Source organism: Pontibacter brevis (genome assembly GCF_054779655.1).
The window spans coordinates 71,721-98,661 of record NZ_BAAGXV010000085.1 but is presented as its reverse complement, the minus strand read 5'-3'; the positions used below and the strand labels follow the sequence as shown (position 1 = coordinate 98,661).

Below are 26,941 nucleotides of genomic sequence, written 5' to 3'. Positions count from 1 at the left end.
GCAGTAGGGGCAGTTTACCTGGATAGTTATCTCGCACATAACTTCCTATAAACACCCTTGCTGCCATACTTATTCCAACATCATACATTCTAGAACACAGCCAAAGAATGAAAACTATTATGAGGAAAAGGAGTGCCTTTGCTTCAGATAAGTGTGGCGACACCCCAAACAGTACTGTGGACGAAAAAGCAGCAGAAAACCTCAGCTTTGGGAACGTGTTCAGAGATTTCCTCTGGTCAGGCTGGAGAGCGGGTTAGTTGAAGTTAAATGGATAGGGTACTTCAGGCACCCGTCATCAGCACCCCACCATTAACATCAAACCAATAAACTGGTAGCAAAGCCAAAGAGCGAATCTTTCTAAACAACTTTCAACCAACCAAAACATGCCCTTTTGCAGCGGTTGCTACCAATGTTCTGCTATTACGCACACACAGCTCAGGAGCTGCATTTATAATGGAAATTAGTAGTTAATACAGCTTATTTACCAATTAAGTGCGGTTTGTTCAGTATTTGTGCTGAGGTATAGGTGCGGCAAATAAAAGAGAAGGGAGACCCGTTTTATCAGTTGTTACAGGATGAACGGGAACAGGGGCTTTGAGGTGAACATTCACCAGGAAAGGAAATCCAGAAGCTAAGTATTTGTAGGTAAAATACCTGGATAAACACGCAAACAATAGGAAGAGGGGTCACTTTGATGAAAGGCATAACGTACTCTAAAGTACAAATTAAAACACCCCATCAAGCTTACAGGAAGACTGGCAAAAGCTGATTTTTTATTTTGTAAGGCTAAAAGATTGCCATACCCGTTTGGGTGCTGAGGATGGCTTCTTTTAGCCTTTGCTTTTTTGACTGGACCTTAATTTTAAGAAGTTGTTCTTGCTGCAGTCACGTAAAAGTTTCTGTCTACTTCCAGTTTCGCTTTTTTTGGAGCGCCTTGTAACTCCTGCCATTCCGTGCTGGGTTCCAGCCATTGTTCCTTTCCATTAACTGTCACTTTCACAGGCATGTTGAAGTCTGCTACAGTGTTGTTCCAGCGGTACATCAGCTTATTTCCTTCCTGGCGATACTGAAGTTCAGGTACGCGCACACCCCGTAGGTATTGGTCAAAGAAGGGGCGAAGGTCACGGCCAGTGTTTTCGCTTAAGTAGTTTTCGATTTGGGCAGAGGTAACAGTCTGATGATAGAATTCTTTGTTCAGTCCACGCAGTATTCCCCGCCATTTTTCGTCGTTGTTTATTATCTGGCGCAGGGTGTGGAGCATATTCGCTCCCTTAAAATACATATCGCCGGACCCTTCATAGTTTACCCCATATATGCCGATAATTGGCCGGTCGTTTTGAATGTGCGCCCGCTGGCCAATAACATAATCTGCGGCAGCGTCTTTCCCATAGTGGTAATCCAGGAAAAGGTTTTCAGAGTAGGTCGTAAAGCTTTCATGAATCCACATGTCCGCGTTGTCTTTGTAGGTGATGTTGTTGGCAAACCACTCATGCCCGGACTCGTGTATGATGATATAGTCAAATTTTTTCCCCCAGCCGGTGCCGCTTAAGTCACGGCCAAGGTAACCGTTCTGATAGCCGTTTCCATACGTAACGGAGCTTTGGTGCTCCATGCCGAGGTAAGGGGCCTCCACCAGCTTATAGCTGTCTTCATAAAATGGGTAGGGGCCAAACCAGTGCTCGAAGGCCTTCAGCATCCGCGGCACGTCTTTGAACTGTTTTTTTGCCTTTTCAAGGTTACCACGGAGTACATAGTAGTCACAGTCCAGCACGCCTTTTTCACCCTGGTACTTCTCACAGAAATGAACGTAGTCGGCCACGTTCACATTCACGCCATAGTTATTGATGGGATTACTCACAAACCAGTGGAAGGTGCTGGTGCCGTCCGGGTGCTGTTCTACTTTGCGCAGGCGGCCGTTTGATACATCCATCAGGCCCTCCGGTACCTTTACGCTGATAAGCATGCTGTCGGGCTCGTCATACATATGGTCCTTGTTCGGCCACCACAGGCTGGCGCCGTCTCCCTGGTTGGAGTTTGCCACAAAAGGCCTGCCGTTTGCATCGTACTGCCAGGTGATGCCGCCACTCCACGGAGGGTTTTTGCTCACACGGGGCTTGCCTCCAAAATGCACCTCCACGCTTTTTACCTTTCCAGGCTCCTGCTGTTCCGCCAGTTTCACAAACCAGGCATTGCCGTCCCGCTGCAGCTGCAGCTCTTTTCCATTCTGTACTACTTTCTGAATGCGCATAGGAGGCTGCAGGTCTATCTGCATTTGCTGCTGAGGAGCCAGCACTTTATATTGTATCGTGTTCCTGCCACAGATGGTGCTGTCCGCAGGGTTCACTTCAACATCTAAGTGATAATAGGTTAGGTCCCACCAAGCCCTTTCGGGCGTAATGCTTCCGCGGAGGGTATCTTGCCGCGTAAACTCCGGCGTCTGTGCATTTGCCTGCACAGTGCCAAAGTATAAGCCTGTACCCAGCAGGAAACGGGTAAATGTAGTTGTTAATGTGTTCTTCTTCATCTAACAGATGTGCAGCCGTTTAAAGCCCGGTTTAAACCTACAGAAGCTTCTAAGGTGGTTTGACAAGAAGCTAAAGTAGCATTTTGCAAGGTTTATGCCAAACAGGACTGCAGCACGAGAGCATTACAGCGTGGCAGGATTGTTAGCGCGAATCAACAGACTCTCGCTATACTGCGGGGATTACGCTGATGAAAAAGTTACTGAAGCATGCAGGTGCGCTGCCAAACATACCAACGGTAACTGGCAGTAACCCCCAGGTTATACCAGGCGTACAGGGTGCTGTACAACCCTCATTCACATGTTTTGTTTTCTGTTTTCAATGGCTTAACATTTATCTGTTGAGCTTCTCTTTTGTTGGTTTATAGCGGCATGTGCCAGTTGTGTGGTGCGTAATTTTACCTTCCCTCATCAACTCTTCTATAATTTTATAGGTGTATTCCTTACTGAAGCCTATACTCAGGCCCAACTCTTCCTCATCAAGGTTCGCATGGTTGTGAGACAGGGCTTCCAGGAAGCGTTCTTTATGAACGATGTCTTCGGCTTTAGCATCCACTGCTTTCTCTGTCTCCGTTACTATTGTTTTTGTCTGTTTCATGATTCTCTCGTCTTAATTGTCTGATGTATTTGATGGATAACGCGACTGTTACATTCTGATATGCTGCTTCAGAAGTAACATTGGCGTTTGATGGACTGCATATGTCATAACCTGATGCGGCAGCTTGCCGACTTCGCGATGGAAGTAGCAACATTACTTTTCCGCCAGACCTTATCTGTTTACACGGTTGCCCCGAATGAATGTGCTGTAAAACCTGGTTCATGCAGTTGCTGCTGACATACATAGGAAGATAGCGGCAATGCTTCCAGAAATATCCTGAGGGTACAGTTAAAACTAGTTCGCCTGTAGTTTCATATGCAATACTTTTCTGTGTACCAGAATATTTGTTGACAGGTGTTTATACGTACGGAAGAGCGGTGTAAATACTTATGGCGACTGGTATTCCCGGGATCCGGGTGTTAACATGATGATATAGTAAGTGTATCCCCCTATTTTTTCAGTTGAACGAATATTTGTTATACAGAAAGAGCTTCTATCCGGAGGTATGGCAGGTGTTAGTTTGCGTAACTTGTTGATAATAAGAGGGGTTTTCAGGGGGCGGCGAATGTTCTATATCCTTTGCAGGTGTATGGCCGCGTCAGTTGTCCTGCCTATGCAGACAGTGGGAGATGATTAAGAATAGGTAATGAGGTGTGGGTGAAAAAATACCTACCTGCAGAAGTTATGTAGTACTGGTTAAAATGCAGTGTGCCCTGGAGAATTCTTCATAGCCTCCAATGTGCTGTAAATGCCCCGGCAAAAAAATCCCCTGAACTTTTGAGGCTTATACAGGCGCTAAAGTTCAGGGGATTTAAATCAATTTACTCAGGTTGCACCAAATCCTGGTAATCCGGGTGGCGCTTTATGTAAGCTCCCACTACCGGGCAGGAGGGGATAACCTGATAGTTCTGGGAGCGTGCGTAATCAAGCCCTGTCTTTACCAGCTGATCGGCTAAACCTTTGCCCCGGCTGCCTTCCGGCACAAATGTGTGGTCAAAGTCCATGATTCCACTTTCAGGATATGTATAAGTTAACTCTGCTTCATCTCCTTCAATTTCTGCATAAAAGCGCAAATCTTCCTCGTCGTGTATGATATCTAAACTCATATTCTTAAAAATTTTAAACCTCAGGTATATACGGGGCCTGCAGTGGGGTGTTATTTAATTCCCGCAGGTAGGGCTCGTTATAGGGAGGTTTATAATACCCTTTGTTCAGGCTGGCGGCTGTTTAGGCTTCTGCATCTTTTTGCAAAAAAAGATTTCACCCGGAGGGATAAAATGGCGCAGTTCGGTCTACTTCTTATGAAAGGATTCTGTTTCTGATGCTTGCCCGGAATGGTCATTCATGTTGCGATGGTGCACTGATGAAACGGGTCTAGCTCCAAACAGACTTTCAATGCTTTTTCTGCAGGAGAAACTTCTGCAGTTCTAAAACCTGTGCAGGAGCAAGAAAATTGAACCTTACATGTTTTTTCAACTGATTTTAATGTAGCTGTCTTCAAATAAAAGCCTATGCAATTTTCTACTTTCAAAAAATCATACCTCTTACTGGTTTTCTTTTTCTGCTGCTGCCTGCAGGCAGCAGGTCAGGTTGTCACTACGTCGCCCACTTTCCCGACGGCAGATGAGGAGGTGACGCTTACCTTTGATGTGTCGCAGGCTACCGATTCCCGAAAAGCGGGACTGTTAGGTTTAACAAGTGGCGTTTATCTGTGGTCTGGGGCCGGAACAACAGAAGACGGCGATGCTTTCGAATACCAGCCGGCAGGCCAAACCAACTGGACACAGCCATTCGAGCCGGGCAGGATGACTTACCTGGGCAACAACCGCTGGCAAATTACGCTGGTGCCCCGGGAGTATTTTGGTGTGCCGGACAATGTGCCTATCCGCCGGTTGGGGCTGCTGCTGAAAAATGCAAACGGGACCGCCCAGACAGAAGACCTGTTCGTTCGGATTTATCCTGATGAACTGACAGCGGCCTTCACAGCACCCACGCAGGAATTGCTTTTCACGCAGGCGAATACCATTCTACCCATAGAGGCGGCGGCATCCGCTTCTGCAAACCTGACACTGAAAGTTGACAACACAGTTGTAGCGACGGCTAACAACGAAGAAGAACTGAGCTATAACCTGAACACTGGTACACAGGCAGGCAGGCGCCGGATGGTTGTGCTGGAGGCTGCCACCGCCACAGAAACAGCAGCAGATACCTTTTACTATATTGTGGAGCCTGCCCCGGCAGTGGCGGCGCTCCCGGCAGGTGTGCAGGACGGTATCAATTATGTAAATGGCAACGAGGTGATTCTAACCCTTTTTGCCCCACAGAAAGAGTTTGTGTACGTGATAGGGGAGTTCAATAACTGGCTGCCCTCAGAAGACTACCTCATGAACCGCACGCCTGACGGCCAGCGCTACTGGCTCCGGCTAACCGACTTGCCGGCAGGCGAGGAAGTAGCGTTTCAGTACCTGGTGGATGGCGAAATTGCCGTGGCAGACCCGTACGCTGAAAAGATTTTGGACCCGAACAACGACAAGTACCTTACCGACGCCAATTACCCGGACCTGAAGCCTTACCCGAGCCGCGCCAACGGCATTGTGTCGGTGCTGCAGACAAACCAGCAGGCGTATAACTGGGAGGTAGAGAACTTCGAGCGCCCGGACGTGGAAAGTCTGGTGATATACGAATTGCTGGTGCGTGACTTTGTCGCCACCCGTAACTACCAGACCCTCATCGATACCCTTTCCTACCTCAAGCGCCTGAACGTAAACGCAGTTCAGCTGATGCCCATCATGGAGTTTTCCGGCAACGACTCCTGGGGCTACAATCCCACCTTCTTTTTTGCCCCTGACAAAGCCTATGGCACCGAAGAAGATTTAAAGGCCTTTATCGATGCGTGCCACAAAGCAGGTATTGCCGTTATCCTGGACATCGTCCTGAACCAGGCAGATTACGAAAACCCGTACGTGCGCCTGTACTGGGACGAGGCGAAAAGCCAGCCTGCTGCCAACAACCCTTTCTTCAACCAGCAGGCAACGCATCCTTTCAGCGTGTTCTACGACTTCAATCACGAAAGCCCAGCCACCAAGGCTTTTGTGGAGCGAGTGAACCGTTACTGGCTCGAAGAATACAACATAGATGGCTACCGCTTTGACCTCTCGAAAGGCTTTACGCAGCGAAACTCCGGCAATAATGTGGAGGCCTGGAGCGCCTACGATGCCAGCCGTGTTGCCATCTGGAAAGACATCTATACCGACATACGCGAGGTAGATCCGACTGCCTATGTCATCCTGGAGCACTTTGCCGTGAACCAGGAGGAAAAAGAGCTGGCGGAATTCGGCATGCTGTTCTGGGGAAATCTGAACCACGACTACCGTGAAGTTGCCAAAGGAAATAGCAGAAACCTGCATTGGATTTCTTACCAGGCGCGTGACTGGCAGGTGCCGCACGTGGTGGGTTATATCGAAAGCCACGACGAAGAGCGCCTGATGTATGATTTGCTGCAAAACGGCCGCTCTGCCGGCAACTACAACATCCGTAACCTGACCACGGCCTTGAACCGCGCCAAGCTGGCAGCGGCCTTCAGCCTCACGGTGCCCGGCCCTAAGATGATATGGCAATTCGGCGAGTTGGGCTACGATGTGTCTATTGAACAAAACGGCAGAACAGGAGCCAAGCCAATACGCTGGGAATACCAGGATGATCCGGAGCGGCAAAAGCTGTTCAACGTGTATGCGGAGCTCATCAAATTGAAAACAACACAGCCTGCCTTCGCGACAGATGATTTTGACGTGGCTTTAGACGGTATGGTGAAGCGCATCACCCTGAACGGCGAAGACATGACCGTGTTCCTCATCGGCAACTTTGACGTGCAGCGCCAGGAGCCAGTAGCAAACTTCCCGGCAACCGGCACCTGGTACGACTACTTTACCGGGGATGAGGTGAACGTGACCAACACCGCGGAAATTATTGCCCTGCAGCCAGGAGAGTTCAGGTTGCTCACAACAGCACCACTTCCTGCGCCGCCAGTCAACCTGCTGCCTTGGAACCAGCTCGTTTTGGATGCGGAAGAGGAATTAGCAGATGCCCGCTCGTTGGTGGTGTACCCGAATCCGGTACAGGAATCCACGCTTATCGAGCTGAACAGCACGTATCGTGGTGCGGTGACGCTGCAGGTGGTGGATGTGACAGGCCGCGTGCTCCGAACAGTCAAAAGCCAGAAAGCGCAGCAGACGCTCTGGCAGCCACTGCAGTTGCAGGGCTTAGCTGGCGGGCTGTACTATCTGCAGGTAGACCAGGGTGGCCAGAAAAGCACCCGTAAACTGGTGAAGCTGGCGCGGTAACTACTTGGGCTTTATTGCAGAGTATCATTAGCCAGGAAGTAAGGGAAGCTTTTGTACCTGCCCCTCCTCGGAGGAGTAGGGGCAATGCCATCAACTTAACAATATCGCTGCCGTTGTTGTGTGTTTTCACCAACAACTACTTGCTGGTCAAAAGACACAGCAAGGGCGTCGGGAGATTTTCGTGGCAAATATTTTCTTAAGTAGACGGCATTAGGGCTAGGAGTGGATTCTCTTTTACTGGTACTGGCACAAGTTTTCAAACTTGTGTCTGAAAATGATGCCGGGTTTGCAACCCAACTGGGCCGGAGGCTCATATATAACTCAAACTTGCGGGACGCGAGCGAGGGCAGTTTCAGAATAGGAGAGCCCTATCATGTTTTAAAGAATCTTGTGAGCCAGGATTCATTCACCCATGAGACTTAACATAGTAAATGCCCGGGAAGCTTTCCCGTTTATTTAGTTTTAGAACATACTTTACACATTACAAAGCACAATGAAAGATAATCGGTTCAGCATGAAGTTATGTTTGCTGCTCATGCTGCTGCTAACGGCTGGCACAGAAGTTTTCTCTCAAAACAGGGAGGGCGTTTACGTAGACAAGCAGGGGGTACTGCGGTGGCAGAAAGGAAACAAAGAGGCTGCTTTTTTCGGCGTCAACTATACGGTGCCCTTCGCATACGGCTACCGATCCCACAAAGCCCTGCATGCGGACCTGGAGAAAGCCATTGACCAGGATGTGTACCACTTCGCCCGTATGGGACTCGATGCTTTCCGGGTGCACGTCTGGGATACAGAGATTTCAGACTCAGTAGGAAATTTGCTGGAGAATGAACACCTGCGCCTGTTTGATTATCTGATTGCCAAACTCAAGGAGCGCAACATCAAGATACTGATCACACCCATCGCTTACTGGGGATCCGGTTACCCGGAGCCGGACGTGAAAACCGCCGGATTTTCCAGCATCTATAACAAACGGCAGGCGGTAACCGAAGAAGCAGCCTTTCTGGCACAGGAGCGCTACCTGCAGCAGTTCTTCCAGCACGTGAACCCCTACACCAAACGCACCTATCAGGATGACCCTGACATTATTGCAGCCGAGATAAACAACGAGCCACATCACTCCGGGCCAAAGGAAAGAGCAACGGAATTTGTAAACCGAATGGTGGCGGCCGTGCGCGGCACCGGCTGGACGAAACCTATCTTCTACAACATCAGCGAATCGCCCAGGTATGCCGATGCAGTGGCGAAGGCTAACATCGATGGCGTAAGCTTCCAGTGGTACCCGACTGGCTTGGTGGCTAACCGTACCCTCGCAGGCAATTACCTGCCGCACGTAGACCAGTACCGGATTCCGTTTGACACCATTCCGCAATTTGCCGGCAAGGCCCGCATGGTGTATGAGTTCGATGCCGGGGATATCCTGCAGTCCACGATGTACCCGGCCATGGCGCGCAGCTTCCGTGGTGCTGGTTTCCAGTGGGCCACCCAGTTTGCCTACGATCCACTGGCGACGGCCTATGGCAACACCGAATACCAGACGCACTACCTCAACCTCGCTTACACGCCTTCCAAAGCTATTTCCTACATGATTGCCTCGGAGGCCTTTCATAAACTGCCGCGGCTGAAGAACTACGGTACTTATCCTTTAGACACGGTGTTCGATGTGTTCCGGGTGAGCTACAAAGAAAGCCTGAGCGAGATGAATGCGCCGCAGAAGTTTTACCACTCCAACACCACCCGCACCAGGCCCGCCAATGTATCGAAGCTGACGCAGATTGCCGGTGTGGGCAGTTCGCCCGTTGTGCAATACAAGGGCACCGGGGCATATTTTCTGGACAAACTGGAGAACGGCGTGTGGCGCCTGGAGGTAATGCCGGATGCCATCCATGTGCGCGATCCCTTCGCCAAGGCATCGCCTCAGAAAATCGTGACCCGCATCCAGTGGCAGAACCACCCCATAGAAATCAGCCTGCCGGACCTGGGGGGAAACTTCAGCATTCAGGGGCAGAACCCAGGCAATACCTATACCGGCAACGCTCAAGACAAAAGCTTCCAAATTGGTCCTGGCACCTACCTGCTGACCAGGAGCGGCAGGAACAGCCGGAACGTAAAACGCGCAGCCTTAGGTGCTGTTGGCTTGAATGAGTTTGTGGCCCCGCTGCCTCTTACAAAGGAGGTATATGTGTCGCATGAGCCGCAGCAGGAAGTTTCTGCCGGTCAGTCTATCACCGTAAACGCTGAAGTAGTAGGTGCAGATACGGCTGCTGAAGTTAGCCTGGTGGCCAGCAGCCTGTCTGGTTCCTGGAAAACAGTTCCTATGCAACGGGTGACACCTTATACCTACCAGGCCAGCTTACCTGCCGACATGGTTACACCGGGGCTTATCCGGTACCGGATTATGGTGCAGACAAAGGAGGGGGAGTTCACCACCTTCCCGGGAGGCCACAAAGGCAACCCTTGGGCCTGGGATTATGTGGCGAACGACACCTGGCAAACATATGTAGCTTCCGAAAACGGAGCGCTGGAGTTGTTTAACCCGACGCAGGACCAGAACATTATGGTGTACCCGAACTTGTGGCGGCCCGAAGAGCGGCAGTTCCTGACCGGAGAGCGGCCAGGGCAGCTCAGACTCCGTTTGGCAGCCAAAGAGCTCACCGGCCATGACGTCATGGGCTGGCAGTTTTACTTTGGCGACAAAGTAAAAGGCCGGCAGGCTGAATTAGCCTCATTCGATAGACTGGTAATCAGAGCCCGCACCACCAACAGCGAGCCGGTGCAGGCGAAAGTGGCGCTGATAACAGATGATGCTTCGGCCTATGCTGCCACCATCACTTTAGATAATACTTTAAGAGAAATCGAAGTGCCTTTGAGCAGCCTCCAGGCTTCTTCTTTTATGTTATTGCCGAGACCATACCCGGGCTTCCATCCTTTTTGGTTTAAACCTGGCAAAGTGGAGCCTTTTAACCTGGGCCAGGCAGAAAAATTCGAGATAACCATAGGAGATGGGCTTTCTCCGGCAGAAAAAAGCAAACCTTACTCCTTTGAAGTAGAGAGTGTGTGGCTGAAGAAAGCAGGGCAGTAAGTATGAAAATCAATCAACTGCAAATGAATTCTATTTTTAAATACAGTGCCTATCTGATTTTCCTGTGTTGCCTGATGGCAGCCTGCCGGACACAACAAAAAAGCGCAGTACTTCAGCCGCCGGCGGTGCAGAATTTCAACGACGACTGGGAGTTCGTTCGGGACATCGATACCACCGATGCCGCTGCCCGATTATCAGGCAGTAGCCTGGGGCAGGTGGACTGGGAGCAGGTGTCGCTGCCGCATACGGCCCGCCTGGAGCCTATCGAAAAAACGGAACAGCAGTGGCAGGGAGATGCCTTTTACCGGAAAACCTTTCTGCTTCCGGCTTCTGACCAGGGCCGGCACATTGCGCTGAAGTTTGAGGCCGCCATGCAGGTGGCCGATGTGTACCTGAACGGGCAACATGTTTGCAAGCATCTGGGAGGCTATCTTCCGTTTTATGTGGACATTTCGGATGCCGTGAACTTCGGAATGGAAAACACGCTGCTCGTGAAGCTGAACAACGAAGACAATCCCGTGGTGCCGCCCGGCAAGCCGCTGGCCGACCTGGACTTTAACTACTACAGCGGCCTCTACCGCAACGTGTACCTCATCACAAAAGATAAACTGTATATCTCGGACCCCATTGACGCAAATCGTGTAGCGGGAGGCGGTATGCTGTTGCACTACAGCGCCGTTAGTCCGGAGCAGGCTACGCTGATGGTACAGACAGAGGTGAAAAACGACCACTCTAACTCCAGGCGCGCGCAGGTAAGGGTCGTGCTGAAAGACAGAGATGGAAACAGGGTAGCAGCGGCAATGTCAGACCCTGTGACAATACGAGCAGGTGCTTTTGGCACCTTCCGGCAGGAGCTTCAGATTCCGAACCCTAACCTATGGTCGCCGGATTCTCCTTACCTGTACAACCTGTCGGTGGAACTGGTGCAGGACGAGAAAGTGATAGACCATATGCCGCTTCGCACCGGAGTCAGGTCCTATCGTTTTGCAGCTGACGGATTTTACCTGAATGGGGAAAAGCTTTTCCTGCGCGGCACTAACCGGCATCAGGAGTACCCCTACGTGGGCTATGCCCTGTCAGACAATGCCCGCTACCGCGATGCCTACAAAATAAAGGAAGCCGGCTTTAACTTTATCCGGTCCTCCCACTACCCGCAGTCGCCTGCGTTTTTAGATGCGGCCGATGAACTGGGGCTGCTCGTAATGGATGCCATACCGGGCTGGCAGTTCTTTGGGAACGAAGCATTTCAGAACAACAGCATTAAGGACGTGCGCGACATGGTGCGACGCGACCGGAACCATGCCTCAGTGATAGCCTGGGAGGCTTCGCTGAACGAATCGGGCATGACGAAGGAGTTTATGGAGGCCACGCACCGGGCGGTGCACGAAGAACTGCCTTTCCCAAACACCTACACCAGCGGCTGGATAGATTATGCCTACGACATCTTTATACCTGCGCGCCAGCATGCCAAGGCTCCTGATTATTGGAACAAGTATGATAAACAGAAGCCCCTCTTTATAGCCGAGTACGGTGACTGGGAATATTACGCCCAGAATGCCGGCTTTAACCAGAAGGAGTATGCCGACCTGACGGAGGAGGCCCGTACGTCCCGGCAGCTGCGCGGCTTTGGCCAGCGGCGTCTGCTGCAGCAGGCACTCAATTACCAGGAGGCCCATAACAGCAACCTGCAGGGCCCGGCGGTGGGCGACGCCAACTGGCTCATGTACGACTACAAGCGCGGCTATGCCCCGGACATTGAGGCATCCGGCATCATGGACATCGTGCGCCTGCCCAAATTTGCCTACTACTTCTACCAAAGCCAGGCTGGCCCGAACCTGGAGCCGCAGGCGGAATTTGGCAAGCCGATGATTTTTATTGCCAATTACTGGAACGACCCCGAACTGAAGACAGTGAAAGTGTTCAGCAATGCAGACGAGGTGGAACTGCAGCTGAGCGGGAAAACAATAGCGCGCCAGAAACCTGACCAGGATAAATACTCGACACATCTGAACCATCCGCCCTTCACCTTCGAGGTGCCGCAGTACCAACCGGGCACCCTTACCGCCATTGGCTACATCAATGGGCAGCAGGTGGTGCAAACGCAGCAAAGCACAGCCGGAGCGCCAGCCAAACTGCGCCTGCAGACTGACATCAGCGGGAGGGAAGCAACAGCCGGTCAGAACGATGTGCTGTTTGTTTACGCCTACATCACCGATGCAAAGGGGAATACAGTACCGGATGCCTCGAACCAGGTGAGTTTCCAGGTAGACGGCGACGCAGAAATTGTGTACACAGATACCGTTGATGCAGAAGCCGGTATTGCAGCCATTTTTTTGAAAGTGGGCGATACACCAGGTGCTATCCGGGTAACCGCCAACAGCAGCGGCCTGGAAAGTGCTGCTACCACCGTGCAGGTGAGGCCAGCAGAATAAATTTAATAGCCCTGAAACGGCTATAGGATAAGAAGGAATAACGTAAGCATATAATACCGAAAGTAAATCATGAAAAAGCAGCACCTTTTACACCTAGCACTGGCAGCTTCTGTTGCCTTTGCCACTGGTTGTTCCTCGGCAGAGAATATCAGCCAGTCGCAGGCTGTAGCCACGGCGCAACAACCTGCGAACCAGAAAAAAGCAAGTAAATGGCCAAGAGGCGTCACCTATGAGATTTTCGTGCAATCGTTCTGCGACTCTGACAACGATGGCATCGGGGACATAAAGGGCATGACTTCCAAACTCGATTACCTTCAGGATTTGGGCGTGGAGGGTATCTGGCTGATGCCGATGAACCCCTCACCGTCTTACCACAAATACAATGTAACCGACTATTACGACATCCACCCGGACTACGGCACCCTGGAGGATTTTAAAACATTTATCAACGAAGCGCACGCGCGGGGCATCCATGTGGTGATGGACCTGGTGGTGAACCATTCCGGCAGCGATCATCCCTGGTTCCAGGAAGCGATAAAGAACCCGAACAGCCCCTACAGAGACTATTATGTATGGGCGCACAAAGATGATCCGCAGACACAGGCGGAAGGCAAGATTCTGGCCGGAGACTCGGACAATGTGAACAGGTGGCACAAGGTAGAAGGAAGCGACTCATTGTACTATGGCTATTTCTACGGCGGCATGCCCGACCTGAATTTCGACAGCCCCAGGCTGCGGGAAGAGATATACAAAATTGGCCGGTTCTGGCTTTCAGAAGTGGGCGTGGATGGCTTCCGCCTGGATGCTGCTCGCCATATTTTCCCGGACGACAGGCCGGAAGACAACCATGCATTCTGGGTTGAATTCAGGGAGGAGATGCGGAAGGTAAAAGAAGACGTGTACCTGGTAGGGGAGGTGTGGGCAGATGCTGCCACCGTTGCACCTTATATGAAGGGACTCCCGGCCCTGTTCAACTTCGACATGGGCTACGCTATCACCGATGCTGTGAACAAAGAAGATGCAGGAGAAGTGGTGGAAAACCACAAAAAGATAAGAGACTTTTACAGCACCGTGAACCCGGACTACGTAGACGCCACTTTCCTGACAAACCACGACCAGAACCGCATCATGAGCGCCGTGAATGGCAACAAGGACAAAGCTAAAATGGCGGCTGCCCTGCTCTTCACCCTGCCCGGTTCCCCTTACATGTACTATGGAGAGGAAATAGGCATGACAGGCAAAAAGCCGGATGAGCTGATTCGGGAACCTTTTATCTGGGACAGAAAAGAGGCGGATGATTGCCGCGCCACCTGGGTGGAGCCGGAGTACAGCACCGAGCAAACGGTAACCCCGGCTGCCGTGCAAATGCAGGACGAGAACTCGATGCTGAACCACTATAAGAAATTCATCCAGCTCAGAAACAACAGCAAAGCACTTACCTACGGCGAGTTGGAGCCGCTGGAGCTTGGGCCCAACAGCGTGAGTGCCTTCTTGCGGAAGCATGAAGACGAATCACTCCTGGTGCTGCACAACTTATCCGGCCAGGAGGTGTCTGTCAGTCTTCCTTCAAACTTACAGGATTACGATGACGTGCGCTTCCAAAGCAAGGCATCAACTAAAAGCAACAACACCCTGAAGCTGGCACCTTACAGCACCGTGGTTTTAGAAGAGTAGCGTCTGCCTGCACCGGTTTACGCTCTGTTTCAAAATTGTCACCTAACCCTTAACTCCCAATTCCGATGCCGTCAGCTTAAAATACAGTAGCTAATCTGTCATTTCGAACGCAGTGAGAAATCTGGGTTATTTCATTGCCCCGCAATATTTCAGATTTCTCACTGCGTTCGAAATGACATAAGTAATTTTTATTTGACGGCATTGCCCTTAACCCCTCCAAGGAGGGGCAGGTTTTCAGTATGAAATGTTCATTTGTGTAATGTAACGTAACTTGAGTTACATATGTAAAGCACCAATATGCTTGAGCATTTGCGTAAGCGCTGATAAAGTATTTTATTAGCTTTATCCGATATTCAGAATAATAAGCCCTGGCCACAGGAGACCAAGGGCGAAAGCAACAGGAAAATGATAAACGAAATATCTCAGAAATTCAGAGAACTATATAAGGAGGTGCCGACGGTTTTCCGCTCTCCGGGGCGGGTAAACCTGATTGGCGAACACACTGATTACAATAATGGCTTTGTGCTGCCGGCAGCCATCAACAAAGAAATTTTCTTTGCGCTTGCCCCTAACAACACCACTACGTTCCGGGTGCACTCCTTTAACCTGGGAGAGAGCGCCGAGTTTGATTTAACACAGGTGCAGCCATCTGATGTTAGCTGGGCGAACTACCTGCTGGGTGTGGTGGCGCAATTGCAGAAAGCAGATTATAAAGTACCAGGCTTTGACCTCGTATTTGGTGGTAATGTGCCGATTGGGGCGGGACTATCTTCCTCTGCTGCCGTGGAGTGTGGCATCGCTTTTGGCCTGAACGAAGTCTTTGATTTTGGCATCGATAAATTCACGCTCGTGAAAATGGCGCAGAAGGCGGAGCATGAATACGCCGGCGTCATGTGCGGGATCATGGACCAGTTCGCCAGCATGTTCGGAAAAGAGAACCATGCCATCAAACTGGACTGCCGCTCACTAGAGTATGAGTATTATAACCTCGCCATGCAGGATTACCGCATCGTGCTCTGCGACACACAGGTGAAGCACTCGCTGGCTTCTTCTGAGTATAACACGCGGCGCAAAGAGTGCGAGGCGGGTGTCGCGATTCTGCAGCAGTACTACCCGGAGGTGCAAAGCCTGCGCGATGCCAAGCTGGACATGCTGGCGCAGCACCAGCAGGAGTTTGACCCGGTGGTATACAGGCGCTGCACCTATGTGGTGAGCGAAAACAACAGGGTAGAGGCAGCCTGCGCCGACCTGGAGAAAGGCGACATGAAGTCTTTCGGCGACAGGATGTATGCCTCGCATGCCGGGCTGCAGCACGACTATGAAGTAAGCTGTCCGGAGCTGGATTTCCTGGTAGAGCAGGCGAGGGGTTCTGAGGCGGTGCTTGGCGCACGCATGATGGGCGGCGGCTTCGGTGGCTGTACTATCAACCTGGTGAAGGTAGAGGCGCTGGAAGATTTTGTGCAACAGATGGAAAAGGAGTACCAGGAGCAGTTTAATGTGCAGCTCAAAACGTACATAGCAGAGATTGTGGACGGAAGCAGCTTTGCAAAATAAATTTATTCCCAAAGCATAGCCCTGTCTATGGCTTTAGTATTTAACATTAGAAGACATGTCAGCTTTTGATTTAGCGGAGCATCCGCACCGTCGGTATAACCCGCTCAGCGGCGAGTGGGTACTGGTGTCACCTCACCGGGCCAAGCGGCCATGGCAGGGACAGCAGGAAAAAGTAAACAAAGAGGCCCGCCTGGAGTATGACCCTGCGTGCTACCTGTGCCCCACCAACGAGCGGGCCAGCGGTGAGCATAACCCGGATTACAAAACGACCTACGCCTTCGACAACGACTTCGGGGCACTACAGCCAGACACTCCCACCGGCTCCTTTACCAAAGGAGGACTGCTGCGGGCAGAAAGTGAGCGCGGCATTGCCAAAGTTATCTGCTTCTCCCCGCGCCACGACCTCACTTTGCCCGATATGGAGGTAGAAGACATCCGGAAAGTAGTAGACCTGTGGCAGCAGGAGTATGAGGAACTGGGCATGCTGGACTTTATCAACCACGTGCAGATATTCGAGAACAAGGGCGCGACCATGGGCTGCAGCAACCCGCACCCGCACGGCCAGATATGGGCGCAGAGTTCTGTTCCCGGTGGCCCGGCCAAAGAGACCCGGCACCAGGCTGAGTATTATGCGCAGCATCAGCGCAGCCTCCTGCAGGACTACCTGGCGATAGAACTCGAGGAGAAAACCCGCATTGTGTACCAGAACGAGCATTTTGTGGCGCTGGTGCCTTTCTGGGCGGTCTGGCCATTCGAAACCATGATTCTGCCCAGGCGCCACATGCAGCATATAGGCCAGATGAGTGATGCGGAAAAAGACGCTTTTGCCGATGCCATCAAGCGCCTGACGATGGTGTACGATAAGGTGTTCAATGTTTCTTTCCCTTATTCTTCCGGTATCCACCAGCGCCCAACCGATGGGCAGGAACACACAGGCTGGCACCTGCACATGCACTTCTTCCCGCCACTGCTCCGTTCCGCTTCGGTAAGGAAGTTTATGGTAGGTTACGAAATGATGGGCGACCCGCAGCGGGACATAACCCCGGAAGCCAGTGCAGAGCGGCTGAGGGACCTTGTGTAAGCATTACAGCTGTGGTAGATAAAAAACTAAAGGTGAAAAGCCATGTCGCTTTTCACCTTTAGTTTTTTATACTGTATAACAATCCTTTTGTCACAGTACCTCATTTTTTCTGATGTACCGGGTCAAACCACCCCTACCCTAAGACAAGGCCTCCCGGCCTGGAGAGCACAGGAAACAACTATGAAAAAAGTGGCTAATGAGTCGCTGGATAAGCTTGCTACGGCAGCTTAAGCAAAGATCAACAACGAAAACGTGCTATGATAGGAACTTTGGGAAAATGATGTCAGCCTGGAACAGACTGAAAGGAGCAAATTATTTACCGTCCCCGCAGTATCTCTATCATTAACTCAACATTATCAGTCTGTATCGCATCCGGAAATTTCTCCATTGAGGCGATTAAGCCGCTGCGGGATTTAACGCCGAAGAGCGTGACAAACAGGTTGCGTTGATGTGCTTCGCTTACCTGTGCCTTATTGATGAAATCAGTGTTGATGGTGATGCCTTCGAAATGATTTCTGGCGGCTACCTGGATACCCTGGTTGGCGTCCTGCGCGTAGAACGAGACGCGTACGGCTGCATCCTGTGCCTTCAGCTTTTGCAGCAGATACTCGGAGGTACTCTCCACCCGCGTCCATTCTTGTGCCCTGTATTTGCTGATTAAGGCGGCCACTGCAGCGGCGTATTCTTCTGGCTGTGGCACTGCATGAGGGTCGCAGTTGTTGGTTACTTTCAGGTCGATGAATACCTGGGGCTTTCTGGCGTAGGTGCTGGCTTTGACTAACACTGTTTCCAGCAGGATTAGCGGTTCTCTTACCCCCAGGTTGTTTCCCGCATGTAGGTTATACCGACAATTAAGAACTGCTTCAGCTGTTTGGTCCGAGATGCAGCCAAAGCAATCCGTCAGCGTTTCGAGTTGCTCGTCATGGTAGAGCACCAGCTGCCTGTCTGCCGTTAGCTGCGCATCCACTTCCACACCCTCCACATTGAGTCCATCTAAAGCCCTGCTCACCGAGCGCATGCTGTTGTGCGGGATGGGGTTGAAGTACGATTGAAAGCCGCTGCCACCGTGCCTGATTACCTGAATTCTGCCGTTATTCAGGTTGCTTACCTGGTCAAGGTCTGCCTTATCACAGCTGAAAAACAGGCAGAGCAGCGTGGGAAGCAACAGGCATTTGAGTTTATTCTTCATGCTGGAAGCGGTATGTTAGCCCTAGTTTCACCAGCATGTTCAGCCCATCCACCTTATAGCGCGCATCAAGCGCACCGTTGTAGAGAGACTCCCTGTAAGCACCGATGTTGATAGCATTGAATAGGGAGATGTGGGAGTTCAGGCTATAACTTAACCCGTAGCCCAGGCTGATTTCGTGAGTTATGCTGCGTTTGCTGCCGCAGTCTCCGGTTGGGCAGTATGGTTTCTGTATGAGGTTCTGATAATCTATGTTTATAAAGCTCTGCAGGCGTTTATTGGCGGAGGCAGTGGTGTAGTAGTACAAAGCCGAGGACACGCCCCAGGGGCCGGATGCAAGACGATATGTATCTGTAACAGAAAGCCTGGGTCCGGCAATCAACTCTAACTGCTTTAGTCTAAAGCTCACTCCGGCTGTTATACCAAGACCGGTATATGAAACACCGGAGTTAACAGAGGCACCAAAATCTATCCTTTTCTCTTCCTGTCGTTGCGCCTGCGCCAGGATGTCCATCGACAGGAAAGACAACATAAACAAGCAAATCAGTAGCAGGTAAGTTCTACGCATCTCATTACATGTAAAGCTGGTGCTCACTTCAGCAGCGCATTTTTCAGAATTATTACTTTCTGCGAATATAACAGTACCAATCACCAGGTTCAGCATTAAGGTGCCTGTTTTACTACAATACCAACGTTAACCATGATAGCGCTGCTATTGAATAGGCTATGCTATCCGATGCTTGTAAAGCGGGCAACTCTGCGACATGCAATACTAAAAGGTTACAGTTAGGTAATCGTGTTTCATTTTCTTAAAAATGATTATGAATTTTTTCTGAACACTGAAGAATATAAGCTGTTTAACTAAAGTGACAAGTCACTCACTTTAAACTATAGGTTTGTATTTGCGCTTTATTGTTCGGAATTTTACTTGCCGGAACAGCATTGTCTTTCCATAAATCTGGTCTTGAGTGGGTGCTAACATGCTTTTGGAACAGAAGATGTAACAGCAGGTAGTTGTTTACGTATCTTTCTTTCAGCCGCCCAAACCTCATCAACAACTTATTATATAGTTATCTAAGATATCCTGTATTTTCTTTGCAATGAACGAACCGGAGTTGTGGATTAATTTTAAAAATGGCAGCGAAGCCGATTTCACGCTCCTGTACAGGAAGTATGCGCCCATTATGTTCCGGTATGGCTCAAAGTTATCGAAAGACAGAGAGCTGCTAAAGGATGCTATCCAACAGGTGTTCTTTACCTTATGGAAAAGCAGGGAAAATATTGCCACGCCCCCTAGTATTGAAAATTACCTTTTAAAAGCAGTCCGATGCGAGGTTATCAAGAAGCTCACCCGGGGCATGACGCACGAGACCTTACCGGAAGAGTATAATTATGAGGCAATTGCTTCTTATGAGGCAGACCTGATTACCTTGCAGACCTCCGAAACCAGCCACGAGAGAATGAAAGCGGTGCTCGCAAAGCTGCCTCACCGCCAGCGGGAGGTTATTTTCCTGAAGTACTACTCTAACCTGAAATATGAGGAGATTGCTTCGGTGATGGGGATTGAGCAGCACTCTGTTTACAAACTCACTTACAAAGCCATTGATAAGCTGCAACAGCTGCTGGCAAAAGTCTGCGTCAGCCTTCTTACATTCTCTGCTTTAGCGGAGCAATTCCAAAACTTTTTGCACTAATCAGCTCATGTCCTCCCCAAACAAAGGTGGAGGCGGGTACATATGTTTATAGCTTTCCTGTAGATTAATTGGTTACTTTGTATGTTTAAGCACATCAAGGCTTGTCCATGCATTTAGAAATTAATATGAAGCTGTTTTCTGTTCTGTTGGTGCTTTTCCTGTATGCTTTGCCGGCTTTTCCAGCAGAAGATACAGACAATTTACTGCGTGAGTTAAGCCAAACCATCGAAAACAGAGAAACCTTCGACAGGGAAAAGAGGGAGCGGATAACCAAACTGAAACAGGCAATAGAAAATGAAGGTGATGCTTCCCTTGTGCAACAGTTTAACCTGTATAACAAGCTTTACCATGAGTACCGCTCCTTTAAATATGACTCTGCCTTTACCTATGCGCTGAAGCTTCAGAAGACTGCCAACCAGCTGCAGGACTCCACCAGAATTACCCAATCCAGGTTAAACCTGAGCTTTATCCTGCTCTCGTCGGGCATGTTTAAGGAAGCCTTTGATATGCTGGACTCCGTTAACGTGGCCAATCAGCCAGATAGTATCAGGATTGACTATTATGCGCAGAAGGCGAGGGGCTACTTTGATTTGGCCAGTTATAACCAGGATAGGTACTATGCCAGCCAATACAAGGAAGAAGGAGGCAGGTACATTGACTCTGCCATTGCGCTTGCAAGCCCGAACAGCCTGCAGTTTTACTCTTTAAGAGGCATGAAGCACGAGGCCGCAGGCAACTACAGCAAAGCCAAAGAGGACTTTCAGGTGATGCTGGAGAAGTTTAATCCTACTTACCACCAGTATGCCATGGCGGCTCACTCGCTGGGTAAAATCTACAGGGAGATGGGCGACACTGACCAGGCAATCGAGATGATGACGAGGGCTGCCATCGCAGACATCCAATCTTCAGTAAAAGAAGCTGTTGCCCTGATGAACCTGGCGGAGCTTTTGTACAAAAACGGGGATGAAAGCAGAGCCTACACTTACATTAAGCAGGCACTCGAAGATGCGGATTTTTATGGGGCCAAGCAGCGTAAAATTCAGGTGGCAGCTATATTGCCTGTAATAGAAGGGGAGCGACTGGAGACAGTAGAACGGCAACGCAGGACCTTGTTTCTGTATGCAGTTGCGGTCACTTTGCTTTCTGTGCTGGTGGTTGCGTTCGTATTTATCATATTCAGGCAGTTAAAGCAACTCAGGCAGGCGAAACAATCTGTAACGGAGGCAAACAAGAACCTGCAGGAAATGAACGATAAACTGCTGGAGGCAAACATCATTAAAGAAGAGTACATCGGCCACTCTTTTAATGTGTATTCAGAGTATATCAAGAAGCTGGAGAAGTTTAAAGAGGCGGTGGATACAAAATGGATGGCTAAAAAGTATGATGAGATACCTTATGTGATGAAGTCAATTAACCTGAAGAAGGAAAGGGAGGCGCTGTACACGAACTTTGACATGATCTTCATCCGGCTCTTTCCTGATTTTGTCACTGTTTTCAACTCCTACTTCCACGAGGAGGATAAAATTGTGCCGAAAAGCCGGGACTCACTTAATGTAGAACTGCGGATCTTTGCCTTGATTCGTATCGGCATAACCGACCATGAGCAGATAGCCCGGATTCTGGAGTACTCTGTGAGTACCATCTATAACTACAAGACCAAAGTGAAAAACAAGTCCATCCTTCCGAACGAGGAATTCGAGAAGAAGATAATGGAGATAAAACCCTTCTAGCCCAGTGAGCTGACGGACTCTTCTGTCACTCTTCTGAAAGGCTGGTATATACCCATAACCTAGTCTGCTTGCAGCGATGCAAACGTTAGCATTAAGCTATGGAATGTGCCATTAAACCGGCTACCATAGGTAGGGATTTTGTGCTCCTTTTCCTGCCGCACCCGGCACTTTTAATTTTAAGGTTAGCACTCACCGGTCACACTTGCTGTGTGCCAGTATCTGGGGTTTCTCTTCTGAAGCCCGCTGTTCTTGCTCCTCTTCAGGCACATAATTGCCTATATTTTACCTACTTTTTACGATAGCTTTATCGTATATATCTTTATGTGAATCAGGTAGTTAGTATCTGTAAAGTAGTATTATTTTCTACATTTTAGATGGGTGAATTGCTGTTGCTTATCATGTGATGCTTCTTTGTAAGTGAGTACTAACCCTTTGGTGTGTTTTTGCTCCCGTTTCCAGAGCAGGAGGATTGCCATAGACACAGGTAAAGCACAAAAGAAAATAAAGACGCGTCTTGGCTGGTAAACTTCAGGTAAAAAATTTGCGTGAGAAGGGGATAATTTAAGTACTGGCTGTCTATTACGGGTATGAAGCTTATTCCTGTTTAAAGAGAACGCAGATTTAGATGGAGTACCTGTACAATAGCGCAACAGACTTTGCCGCAGACGAAAATTTTATTCAGTGGGTGAAAGCACCTACGCCGGAAAGCAACCTGTTTTGGGAGAACTGGATGCAGCAGCATCCTTTCCAGCGGGAGTTGGTGCAGGAGGCCCGGCAACTCGTCTTGCTGCTGTCAGAAGAGGAGGATGAGCTGTACCAAGAGGAGGTAGATGCTGTCTGGCGGCATTTGAGCCACAAGATTACTACAGAGGCTTCCGGTAGATCGGGCGGCGCGAAAGTAGTAGCATTAAGTTTTTGGCAAAAACGTCGCTTGCTGGCAATTGCTGCGTCGGTAAGCACCCTGCTCCTGCTGTCCTTTTTCGTGCTGTACAACAGCCTGCAGGTAGACATGGTGGAATATGCAACTGTTTATGGTGAAAGACGCACCCTTCAGCTTCCTGATAGATCAATAGTTGTGCTGAATGCGAACTCCAGGATTTCATATGCCAGGGAGTGGCCTGTGAGTGAACCCCGCCTGGTAGAGCTTGAAGGGGAGGCTTTTTTTGAAGTCACACACAAACAAAACGACCAGAAATTTGTCGTGCGGACTACAGATGGCGTAGAAGTAGAAGTCTTGGGAACAGCGTTCGACGTGTCCAGCAGAGGGAGCAGGAACCGTGTGGTTTTAGCTTCCGGTAAAGTCCGCATTAACTATGAACAGGACAACAAGGAAAAACAACTGGTAATGGAACCTGGTGAGTTAGTGGAAATGGCAGGAAGCACAGCAGGGATTACCAGGAAAAACGTTCGGACGGAGCTTTACACCTCCTGGAAAGACAACAAAATAATATTTGATAACACCTCGCTGCAGGAGATAGCTACAATGCTGGAGGAGGTGTACGGTTACAAAGTTACGATGAAAGACAATAGTCTGGCAGAGATGAAACTGACAGCCCAGCTCGACGACAGGGGAGTTGAGCCTGTTCTGGCAACTGTGTCTGAAACATTGGGAGTTACAATTGAAAAGCAGAATCAGGAAATAACAATAAGTCTAACAAACAACTAAGTTCTATGCAAAATAAATACACAAGGCGGATTAAGGCTCTTGGCCTTTCCACTGCGTTATGCTGCTTAGCTATACCAGGAACTGCGCAAGGTCTGACTAACTCAGATATGCAGGTGGAACTGGCGGCTAACTATAGCAGAAATAAACCGAACTACGTCAATAAATCATTAACCGAAGCCCTCACGGATCTACGGAGCAAGTTCGGTATTCAGTTTTCTTTTAAAGCGGATGTGGCCCAACACATTCAGTTGCGCGTACCGGCATCTCTTGAGGGGGAATTGGATGCAGAAGCGCTCTTAAAGAAAATCCTGCTGCCGGCCGGCCTTACTTACAAAAAAACGAATGACATCTTCATCATTCAGAAGGCTGCAGCCAGTACTGCTCCTGCCGGAGCCAATAATTTCGCTCCGGTGCGCAAGGAGGCAGAGCGCGAGATGAAGCAGGCAGATGTAACGGTAACAGGCCGGGTGACCGATGAATCCGGTGTTGGTCTGCCCGGTGTAACCGTAGTAGTAAAAGGAACAACCCGGGGCACAGCAACAGGTGCTGATGGTAACTTTACCATTGCTGTTCCTAGCACAAACGCCACTTTGGTGTTCTCCTACATTGGCTATTCCACACAGGAAATTCAGGTGGGAAACCGCACCGCCATCAATGTTACCATGGGTGTAGATGCGAAGGCCCTGGAAGAGGTGGTGATAGTGGGCTATGGTACGCAGCGTAAGGAAGATCTGTCCGGGGCAGTGTCGTCCGTGGGCTCTGAGGATTTCCAGCGAGGCAATGTGACTACGCCTGAGCAGTTGATTACCGGTAAAGTAGCCGGTGTTCAGATTACATCGAATGGTGGTCAGCCTGGTTCAGGCAGCACCATCCGTATCCGGGGCGGTGCTTCCCTGAACGCCAGCAACGATCCCCTGATCGTGGTGGACGGTGTGCCGCTTTCCAGTAGTGGTATATCAGGGGCTAGCAATGCTTTGAGCTTGATTAACCCGAACGACATTGAGAGCATGACCATACTGAAAGATGCTTCAGCTACTGCTATTTATGGTTCAAGAGCCTCAAATGGTGTTGTGTTGATTACAACAAAGAAGGGGCAAAGCGGTAAACCAACGGTTAATTTCAACTCTCAGTTTATCACTTCTACTGTTACAAAGCAGGTAGATGTCCTGAACCCAGACGAGTTCCGTGCCTATGTAAATGAGAATGGCACAGAAGAGCAGAGAGCATTGTTAGGTACAGCCAACACCAACTGGCAGGATGAAATTTACCAGACAGCAATCGGTACTGATAACAACCTGAGTGTGTCCGGCGCATTTAAAAACATGCCTTACCGTGTTTCTGCAGGCTATTTAAACCAGGAAGGCGTGCTTCGCACTGATAAGTTTGAGCGTAAGTCTGCAGCGTTAAGCCTGACCCCATACTTTCTGGACGATCACCTGAAAGTGGATCTGAATGTAAAGGGCTCGATTACGAACACACGCTTTGCCAACCAGGGAGCCATCGGAGCAGCGGTTTCTTTTGATCCAACCCAGCCTGTACGTGCCAACAACCGGTTTGGCAACTACTTTGAATGGGTGACAGTTGATGACGAGGGACAGGTGCTTTTAAATCCGAACGCTCCGCGTAACCCGGTGGCTCTGCTCGAATTAAGAGATGACCGTTCCCAAGTTCAAAGAAGCTTTGGTAATGCACAAATCGATTATAAATTCCATTTCCTGCCTGACCTGCATGCGAATTTGAACTTAGGTTATGATGTAGCCAAAGGCGAAGGAACCATATTTGTTCCGGCTGCGGCTGCACAAAACTTTACTACCGGAGGTTTAAATAACCAGTACCAGCAGCGTGTCAACAATAGAGTGTTAGAGTTTTATTTTAACTACACGAAAGACCTGCCAGGTATACAAAGTAACATCAATGCTACTGCCGGGTATGGTTATTACAACAACAGAACTACAAACTATTTTTACCCAAGCTTCAATGCAGCCGGTGATACTATAGAAGGAACTACCCCTACTTTCCCGTTTGATATTCCGGAAAATACGTTAATTTCTTACTACGGGCGTATAATTTATACCTTCAAGGACAAGTATACTTTTACCGGTACTGTGCGTACTGACGGCTCCTCGAGGTTTGCGCCGGATGTTAGATGGGGTGTTTTCCCGTCCGCTTCTATTGCCTGGAGAGTAAACGAAGAGCCGTTCCTGAAATCCGTAGCGTCCCTTTCTGACCTGAAACTACGGGCTAGCTATGGTCTTACAGGGCAGCAGGAAGGCATTGCCAATTATTCCTATCTTCCTGTTTACGGCTTAAGTACCGAGGCCTCCCAGTACCAGTTGGGCAACCAGTTCTACCTGATGTATAGCCCCGCTGCGTATGATGCCAACATTAGATGGGAGCAGACAGCTGCCGCAAACATCGGGTTAGACTATGGTTTCTTTAACAACCGCATCAGCGGGTCTTTGGATATTTATCGCAGATACACAGAGAACCTACTGAACGTGATTTCTATTCCGGTTGGCTCTAACTTCAGCAACCAGATTCTTACGAACGTCGGAAACATTGAAAACAGGGGCTTAGAGTTCAGCATCAATGCCGTAGCGGTAGATAAAGAAGACCTGAACTGGAGCATTGGATTTAACCTTACTGCAAACAGGAACGAGATTACGAACCTGACTGCTTCAGAGGATCCTTCTTTTCCAGGTAACTTAACCGGCGGTATTGCAGGTGCAACCGGCCAGAGCATTCAGATCAACTCGGTTGGGTACCGTACCAGGTCTTTCTATGTGTACAAGCAGGTTTATGACGAGCGTGGTAACCCTATAGAAGGGCTGTACGCTGACCTGAACAACGATGGTGTCATCAATCAGAATGACCTTTACCGGTATCAGTCGCCAGACCCACAGGTTACGATAGGATTCAACACGCAGGTTGATTACAGAAAGTGGAACCTCAGTACTATCGTTCGCTCTTACCTGGGTAACTATATGTACAACAACATAGCCTCTAACCTGGGGGTAGAACGAAGTATTTTAAGCCCGATAGGTATCCTGGCTAACAGCAGCACCAGTTTCTTTGAAACAGGTTTCTTCAATAACCAATACCAGTCTGATTACTATATCGAGAATGCCTCTTTCCTGCGGATGGATAACCTGACGCTGGCTTATAATGCCGGTAGAGTGCTGAAGGCCGCTGATCTCCGCCTAAGCCTTACCTGCCAGAACGTATTCACGATTACGAACTATTCCGGTGTAGATCCGGAAATCAGCAGTGGTATTGACAATAACTTCTATCTGAGACCAAGAACCTATGTGTTAGGCCTGGGTCTGAGTTTCTAAACCATTCACATTTATACAGAAATGAAAAGATATTTTATAAATATAACC

General features: G+C 49.6%; 16 protein-coding genes. 11 read left to right on the top strand and 5 right to left on the bottom strand.

Annotation, left to right across the window (positions count from 1 at the left end; genetic code table 11):
• Positions 1-107 precede the first annotated feature (107 nt).
• The gene (locus ACYVB1_RS18500; protein ID WP_460925290.1) at positions 108-257 is read left to right on the top strand and encodes a hypothetical protein; all 150 of its coding nucleotides are present in this window, start codon (positions 108-110) and stop codon (positions 255-257) included.
• 605 nt (positions 258-862) lie between these two features.
• Here the strand turns inward: ACYVB1_RS18500 and ACYVB1_RS18495 are convergent.
• From ACYVB1_RS18495 to ACYVB1_RS18485, 3 genes are all read right to left on the bottom strand, one after another.
• Positions 863-2,524 (bottom strand): M1 family metallopeptidase, encoded by a 1,662-nt coding sequence (locus tag ACYVB1_RS18495; protein ID WP_460925289.1) that lies wholly within the window; start codon positions 2,522-2,524, stop codon positions 863-865.
• A 331-nt stretch (positions 2,525-2,855) separates the two neighbouring features.
• Entirely contained in the window at positions 2,856-3,119 is a 264-nt protein-coding gene (locus tag ACYVB1_RS18490) for a hypothetical protein (protein ID WP_460925288.1), read from the bottom strand.
• A gap of 821 nt (positions 3,120-3,940) precedes the next feature.
• Positions 3,941-4,225: a GNAT family N-acetyltransferase gene (locus ACYVB1_RS18485; RefSeq protein ID WP_460925287.1), complete on the bottom strand. Its 285-nt coding sequence runs from the start codon at positions 4,223-4,225 to the stop codon at positions 3,941-3,943.
• 405 nt (positions 4,226-4,630) lie between these two features.
• Between ACYVB1_RS18485 and ACYVB1_RS18480 the strand changes: the two genes are divergently transcribed.
• The 6 genes from ACYVB1_RS18480 (at position 4,631) to ACYVB1_RS18455 (ending at position 17,282) form a co-directional block, all read left to right on the top strand.
• Positions 4,631-7,459, top strand: a complete 2,829-nt coding sequence (locus tag ACYVB1_RS18480; RefSeq protein WP_460925286.1) for a DUF4961 domain-containing protein — start codon at positions 4,631-4,633, stop codon at positions 7,457-7,459.
• A 514-nt stretch (positions 7,460-7,973) separates the two neighbouring features.
• On the top strand, positions 7,974-10,541 hold the full coding sequence (locus ACYVB1_RS18475) for a cellulase family glycosylhydrolase (RefSeq protein WP_460925284.1): 2,568 nt from the start codon (positions 7,974-7,976) through the stop codon (positions 10,539-10,541).
• Between the two features lie 2 nt (positions 10,542-10,543).
• Positions 10,544-12,973, top strand: a complete 2,430-nt coding sequence (locus ACYVB1_RS18470) for a glycoside hydrolase family 2 protein (RefSeq protein ID WP_460925283.1) — start codon at positions 10,544-10,546, stop codon at positions 12,971-12,973.
• A 69-nt stretch (positions 12,974-13,042) separates the two neighbouring features.
• Complete coding sequence (locus ACYVB1_RS18465) at positions 13,043-14,647, top strand: alpha-amylase family glycosyl hydrolase (RefSeq protein WP_460925282.1); 1,605 nt, start codon at positions 13,043-13,045, stop codon at positions 14,645-14,647.
• Between the two features lie 405 nt (positions 14,648-15,052).
• On the top strand, positions 15,053-16,201 hold the full coding sequence (locus ACYVB1_RS18460; protein WP_460925281.1) for a galactokinase: 1,149 nt from the start codon (positions 15,053-15,055) through the stop codon (positions 16,199-16,201).
• 55 nt (positions 16,202-16,256) lie between these two features.
• Entirely contained in the window at positions 16,257-17,282 is a 1,026-nt protein-coding gene (locus tag ACYVB1_RS18455; protein WP_460925280.1) for a UDP-glucose--hexose-1-phosphate uridylyltransferase, read from the top strand.
• Between the two features lie 316 nt (positions 17,283-17,598).
• On the opposite strand, the gene ACYVB1_RS18450 is transcribed toward ACYVB1_RS18455, so the two are convergent.
• Both ACYVB1_RS18450 and ACYVB1_RS18445 read right to left on the bottom strand, forming a co-directional pair.
• Positions 17,599-18,471, bottom strand: a complete 873-nt coding sequence (locus ACYVB1_RS18450) for a glycerophosphodiester phosphodiesterase (protein WP_460925279.1) — start codon at positions 18,469-18,471, stop codon at positions 17,599-17,601.
• Positions 18,461-19,036, bottom strand: coding sequence for a hypothetical protein (locus tag ACYVB1_RS18445; RefSeq protein ID WP_460925278.1), 576 nt, complete (start codon positions 19,034-19,036; stop codon positions 18,461-18,463). The genes ACYVB1_RS18450 and ACYVB1_RS18445 overlap by 11 nt, the downstream gene beginning before the upstream one ends.
• A gap of 532 nt (positions 19,037-19,568) precedes the next feature.
• Here ACYVB1_RS18445 and ACYVB1_RS18440 point away from each other — a divergent pair.
• From ACYVB1_RS18440 to ACYVB1_RS18425, 4 genes are all read left to right on the top strand, one after another.
• Positions 19,569-20,162, top strand: a complete 594-nt coding sequence (locus ACYVB1_RS18440) for an RNA polymerase sigma factor (RefSeq protein WP_460925277.1) — start codon at positions 19,569-19,571, stop codon at positions 20,160-20,162.
• 125 nt (positions 20,163-20,287) lie between these two features.
• Positions 20,288-21,892 (top strand): DUF6377 domain-containing protein, encoded by a 1,605-nt coding sequence (locus ACYVB1_RS18435; RefSeq protein WP_460925276.1) that lies wholly within the window; start codon positions 20,288-20,290, stop codon positions 21,890-21,892.
• Between the two features lie 625 nt (positions 21,893-22,517).
• On the top strand, positions 22,518-23,558 hold the full coding sequence (locus ACYVB1_RS18430; RefSeq protein ID WP_460925275.1) for a FecR family protein: 1,041 nt from the start codon (positions 22,518-22,520) through the stop codon (positions 23,556-23,558).
• A 107-nt stretch (positions 23,559-23,665) separates the two neighbouring features.
• Positions 23,666-26,893: a SusC/RagA family TonB-linked outer membrane protein gene (locus tag ACYVB1_RS18425; RefSeq protein ID WP_460925274.1), complete on the top strand. Its 3,228-nt coding sequence runs from the start codon at positions 23,666-23,668 to the stop codon at positions 26,891-26,893.
• Positions 26,894-26,941 lie beyond the last annotated feature (48 nt).